This window comes from Streptomyces laculatispora (assembly GCF_017353455.1).
GTDB lineage: Bacteria > Actinomycetota > Actinomycetes > Streptomycetales > Streptomycetaceae > Streptomyces > Streptomyces laculatispora.
Map to the genome: position 1 here is coordinate 1 of NZ_JAFMPZ010000159.1, position 4,040 is coordinate 4,040.

Sequence of the window (4,040 nt, forward strand, 5' to 3'; positions counted from 1 at the left end):
CCCGCCTTGGCCAAGGCGGGAGTCATCCCGCCGCGTGCCGAGGGGGCGAAAGCCTGGCAGTGGGCGGCGGCCCCGAAGGACGGCTTCCACGCGCTTCGGCACACCTACGCCTCGATCATGCTGGAAGCCGGAGAGTCTGTCGTGACCTTGGCGCGGTGGCTTGGGCACTCCTCGCCCGCGATCACCCTCGGTTACTATGCTCACTTCATGCAGGAGGCCGGCAGCAGGGGGCGCGGCACCATCGACGGTCTGCTTGGGGAGCGGGGGACCGGCTCGCCAGCCGAAACTCCCCAGATTCTCCCCAGCGCCGTTGACCGGTGATTCCCGTCTCTACGCACCGAAGAAGTCGTCCGTGGATTGTAAGGCTGAAGAGATAGGTGGCCTGGGAAAGTGCTGGAAGAGGTCGTAGCGACCCGCTATGTCACGCCTTTGCGTGAGGGTGGCTCGCTTCCCGGGATCGTCGAGGCCGACGACCTGGGCACGTACGTCATGAAATTCACCGGCGCCGGACAAGGCCGCAAGACGCTGGTCGCGGAGGTGATCTGCGGACAGCTCGGCCGGCGGCTCGGGCTGCGCGTCCCCGACCTCGTGCAGATGCAGCTGGACCCGGTCATCGGTCTCGCCGAGCCCGACCAGGAGGTGCAGGAGCTCCTGAAGGGGAGCGGTGGCCTCAACCTCGGGATGGACTTCCTCCCCGGTTCTCTCGGCTTCGACGCACTCGCCTACCAGGTGGATCCGCGCGAGGCCGGACGCGTCGTCTGGTTCGACGCACTGATCAACAACGTCGACCGGTCCTGGCGCAATCCGAACATGCTGATCTGGCACGGCGACCTCTGGCTCATCGACCACGGCGCCACCATGATCTGGCACCACAACTGGCCGGGCGCCCAGGCCTCCGCCGCCAAGCCGTACAACGCCTCGGACCACGCGCTGGCCCCCTTCGCCCCCGATGTCGCCGCGGCCGCCGCGGAACTGGCCCCGCTGGTCACGGAGGAACTGCTCACCGAGGTCGCGGCCGACGTCCCCGACGAGTGGCTGGTGGACGAGCCCGGATTCGACTCGACCGATCAGCTCAGGCGCGCCTATGTCGAGGCGCTGCTGCCGCGAGCGGCCACCATCCATGAGCGGATCAGCCTGGACGCGCCCACCGCCGCCAAGCCGTCCCAGGCCCCCGGGTGGCTCGCCGAGCGCCTCGCCCCGCGGCATGACCACGAGAACAGCGACGAGAGCAGCCGGCCGTGAGTGAACGCGTTGTCTTCGAGTACGCCCTGCTGCGCGTGGTGCCCCGGGTCCAGCGCGGCGAGTTCTTCAACGCCGGCGTGGTCGTCTACTGCCGCGCGAAGGGGTTCGTCGCCGCCCGCACCGAACTCGACGAGGGGAAGCTCAGGGCGCTGGACCCCGCCGCCGACGTGACCGGGGTGCGCGCCGCGCTGCGCGCCGTCGAGGGGATCTGCCGCGGCGGTACGGCCGCGGGCCAGGCCGGGGGAGACGACCCCGGCCGGCGCTTCCGCTGGCTGATCGCCCCGCGCTCGACCGTCATCCAGCCGAGCCCCGTGCACAGCGGTCTCACCACCGACCCCGCCGCCGAGCTGGATCGACTGCTCGACCTGCTGGTGCGCTGATCCCCACCCGTACGCCGCTGCCGCCGCGCTCTGCGGCGGCAGCGCCGCCCGGTGTGACATGCGCCGCTGCGTCCGTGGGCCGTTGACACCGGGTGTCAGGCCTTCTAGCGTCTCGACTGCTGAAGGTACTAAGCGGTTGCTCAGTTATCGGGAATCATTTCGCAGGGAATGTGCCTGACGTCCGCTGAGCCGCGATCCAAGGGCGAGGAGAACCAAGCATGTCCACCACCGAGCAGCGCGTAGCCATCGTGACGGGAGCGGCACGGGGCATCGGTGCCGCCACCGCGGTACGCCTGGCGGCCGAGGGCCGCGCCGTCGCCGTACTCGACCTGGACGAGGCGGCCTGCAAGGACACCGTCGAGAAGATCACCGCCGCCGGGGGCAGGGCCCTCGCCGTCGGCTGCGACGTGTCGGACAGCGCCCAGGTGGAAGCCGCCGTCGCGCGGGTCGCCGCCGAGCTCGGCGCCCCGACGATTCTCGTCAACAACGCGGGCGTGCTCCGTGACAACCTGCTGTTCAAGATGAGCGAGTCCGACTGGGACACCGTGATGAACGTGCACCTCAAGGGCGCGTTCCTGATGGCCAAGGCCGTCCAGAAGCACATGGTGGAGCAGAAGTTCGGCCGCATCGTGTCGCTGTCCTCCTCCTCCGCCCTGGGCAACCGCGGCCAGGCCAACTACGCCGCGGTCAAGGCCGGTCTGCAGGGCTTCACGAAGACCCTCGCCAAGGAGCTCGGCAAGTTCGGCATCACCGCCAACGCCGTCGCCCCCGGCTTCATCGTCACCGAGATGACCGCGCAGACCGCGGCCCGCGTCGGCATGGGCTTCGAGGAGTTCCAGGCCGCGGCCGCCACCCAGATCCCGGTGCAGCGCGTCGGCTTCCCCGAGGACATCGCCAACGCCATCGCCTTCTTCTCGGGTGACGACGCGGGCTTCGTCTCCGGCCAGGTCATGTACGTCGCCGGCGGACCGCTCAACTGACCCGAAGGGCTGCGGACATCATGACTGTGCAGGACAGCGGCAAGGTCGCGCTGATCACCGGCGCGAGCCGGGGTATCGGCTACGGAATCGCCCAGGCGCTCGTCGCCCGCGGTGACCGGGTGTGCATCACCGGACGCGGCGAGGACGCGCTGAAGGAGGCCGTCGAGGCGCTCGGCTCCGACCGCGTCATCGGCGTGGCGGGCAAGGCGCACGACGAGGCGCACCAGGCGGTAGCCGTCGAGCGCACCATGGAGGCGTTCGGCCGGGTCGACTTCCTGGTCAACAACGCCGGTACGAACCCGGTCTTCGGCCCGATCGCCGAGCTCGACCTCAACGTCGCCCGCAAGGTCTTCGAGACGAACGTGGTCTCGGCGCTCGGCTTCGCGCAGCAGACCTGGAAGGCATGGCAGAGGGAGAACGGCGGGGCGATCGTCAACATCGCCTCCGTCGCGGGCGTCTCCGCCTCGCCCTTCATCGGCGCGTACGGCATGAGCAAGGCCGCGATGATCAACCTGACCCTTCAGCTGGCGCACGAGTTCGCGCCGGTCGTGCGGGTCAACGCGATCGCCCCCGCGGTCGTGAAGACCAGGTTCGCCCAGGCGCTGTACGAGGGCCGTGAGGCGGAGGCGGCCGCGTCCTACCCGCTCGGACGGCTCGGTGTGCCCGAGGACATCGGCGGCGCCGCCGCCTTCCTCACGTCGAACCAGTCCGACTGGATCACCGGACAGACCCTGGTGGTCGACGGCGGGATTTTCCTGAATGCGGGCGTGGGCTGAGAACGGCCTGAGCCGGTTTGGCCCTGATTGACTCAAGTGCCCCGCCGGGCCTCTGGATTGACCCGGCGGGGCGCTGCGGTATGGTCTGCCGACCCATGGCTGATCGAGGAGCGTGCGCGTGTTCTACCGGGCCAGTCTGCAGGCTGCTGCAGCCCTTGCTTCCCTGTCTCTGCTGGCCGGCTGCGGTCTGTTGTCCGACAGCGGTTCGGATGTGGAGCAGAAGCTAGCTGTCGGGACGACCAGCGAACCCTCCACCCTCGACCCGGCGGCGGCGTGGGACGGCTCCTGGGAGCTGATACGCAACGTGTTCCAGACCCTGGTCAGCTTCCCCACCGGGAGTACGAGCCCCGAGCCCGATGCCGCGGACCACTGCAAGTTCACCGACACCACCAGCACCGCCTACCGCTGCACGCTCCGCGAGGGCCTGAAGTTCTCCAACGGCGACAAGCTCGACGCCGAGGCCGTGAAGTACTCCATCGACCGGATCAGGACGATCGCGGTCAAGGGCGGGCCCAACGGAATGCTCGGCTCGCTCGACCGGGTGGAGACCAAGGGCGACTACGAGGTCATCTTCCATCTGACCAAGCCGGACGCCACCTTCCCGTTCATCCTGGCCACGCCCGCCATGTCGCTCGTCGCGCCGAGCGACTACTCGGCACACA

The 4,040-nt window shown here is 69.3% G+C and carries 6 protein-coding genes; all 6 read left to right on the plus strand.

Features of this window, described 5'->3' with window-relative positions; genetic code table 11:
* A partial coding sequence (locus tag J1C73_RS09380) for a tyrosine-type recombinase/integrase (protein WP_207315925.1) occupies window positions 1-321 on the plus strand: 321 nt, incomplete at its 5' end.
* Between the two features lie 69 nt (window positions 322-390).
* Window positions 391-1,242: a HipA family kinase gene (locus J1C73_RS09385; protein WP_207315926.1), complete on the plus strand. Its 852-nt coding sequence runs from the start codon at window positions 391-393 to the stop codon at window positions 1,240-1,242.
* Complete coding sequence (locus J1C73_RS09390; RefSeq protein WP_207315927.1) at window positions 1,239-1,622, plus strand: DUF3037 domain-containing protein; 384 nt, start codon at window positions 1,239-1,241, stop codon at window positions 1,620-1,622. Before J1C73_RS09385 ends, J1C73_RS09390 begins: the two co-directional genes overlap by 4 nt.
* A 218-nt stretch (window positions 1,623-1,840) precedes the next feature.
* Complete coding sequence (gene fabG, locus J1C73_RS09395) at window positions 1,841-2,602, plus strand: 3-oxoacyl-ACP reductase FabG (RefSeq protein ID WP_123468000.1); 762 nt, start codon at window positions 1,841-1,843, stop codon at window positions 2,600-2,602.
* Between the two features lie 20 nt (window positions 2,603-2,622).
* A complete protein-coding gene (locus tag J1C73_RS09400; protein ID WP_207315928.1) occupies window positions 2,623-3,378 on the plus strand; it encodes an SDR family oxidoreductase in 756 nt (251 codons plus the stop codon).
* Between the two features lie 118 nt (window positions 3,379-3,496).
* The coding region (locus tag J1C73_RS09405; RefSeq protein WP_307797639.1) for an ABC transporter substrate-binding protein at window positions 3,497-4,040 on the plus strand (544 nt) is incomplete at its 3' end.

Bases quoted from the DNA above. Each gene is read 5' to 3' on its own strand.
- J1C73_RS09400 (WP_207315928.1), top strand. From the start codon at position 2,623: ATGACTGTGCAGGACAGCGGCAAGGTCGCGCTGATCACCGGCGCGAGC.
- fabG (WP_123468000.1), top strand. From the start codon at position 1,841: ATGTCCACCACCGAGCAGCGCGTAGCCATCGTGACGGGAGCGGCACGG.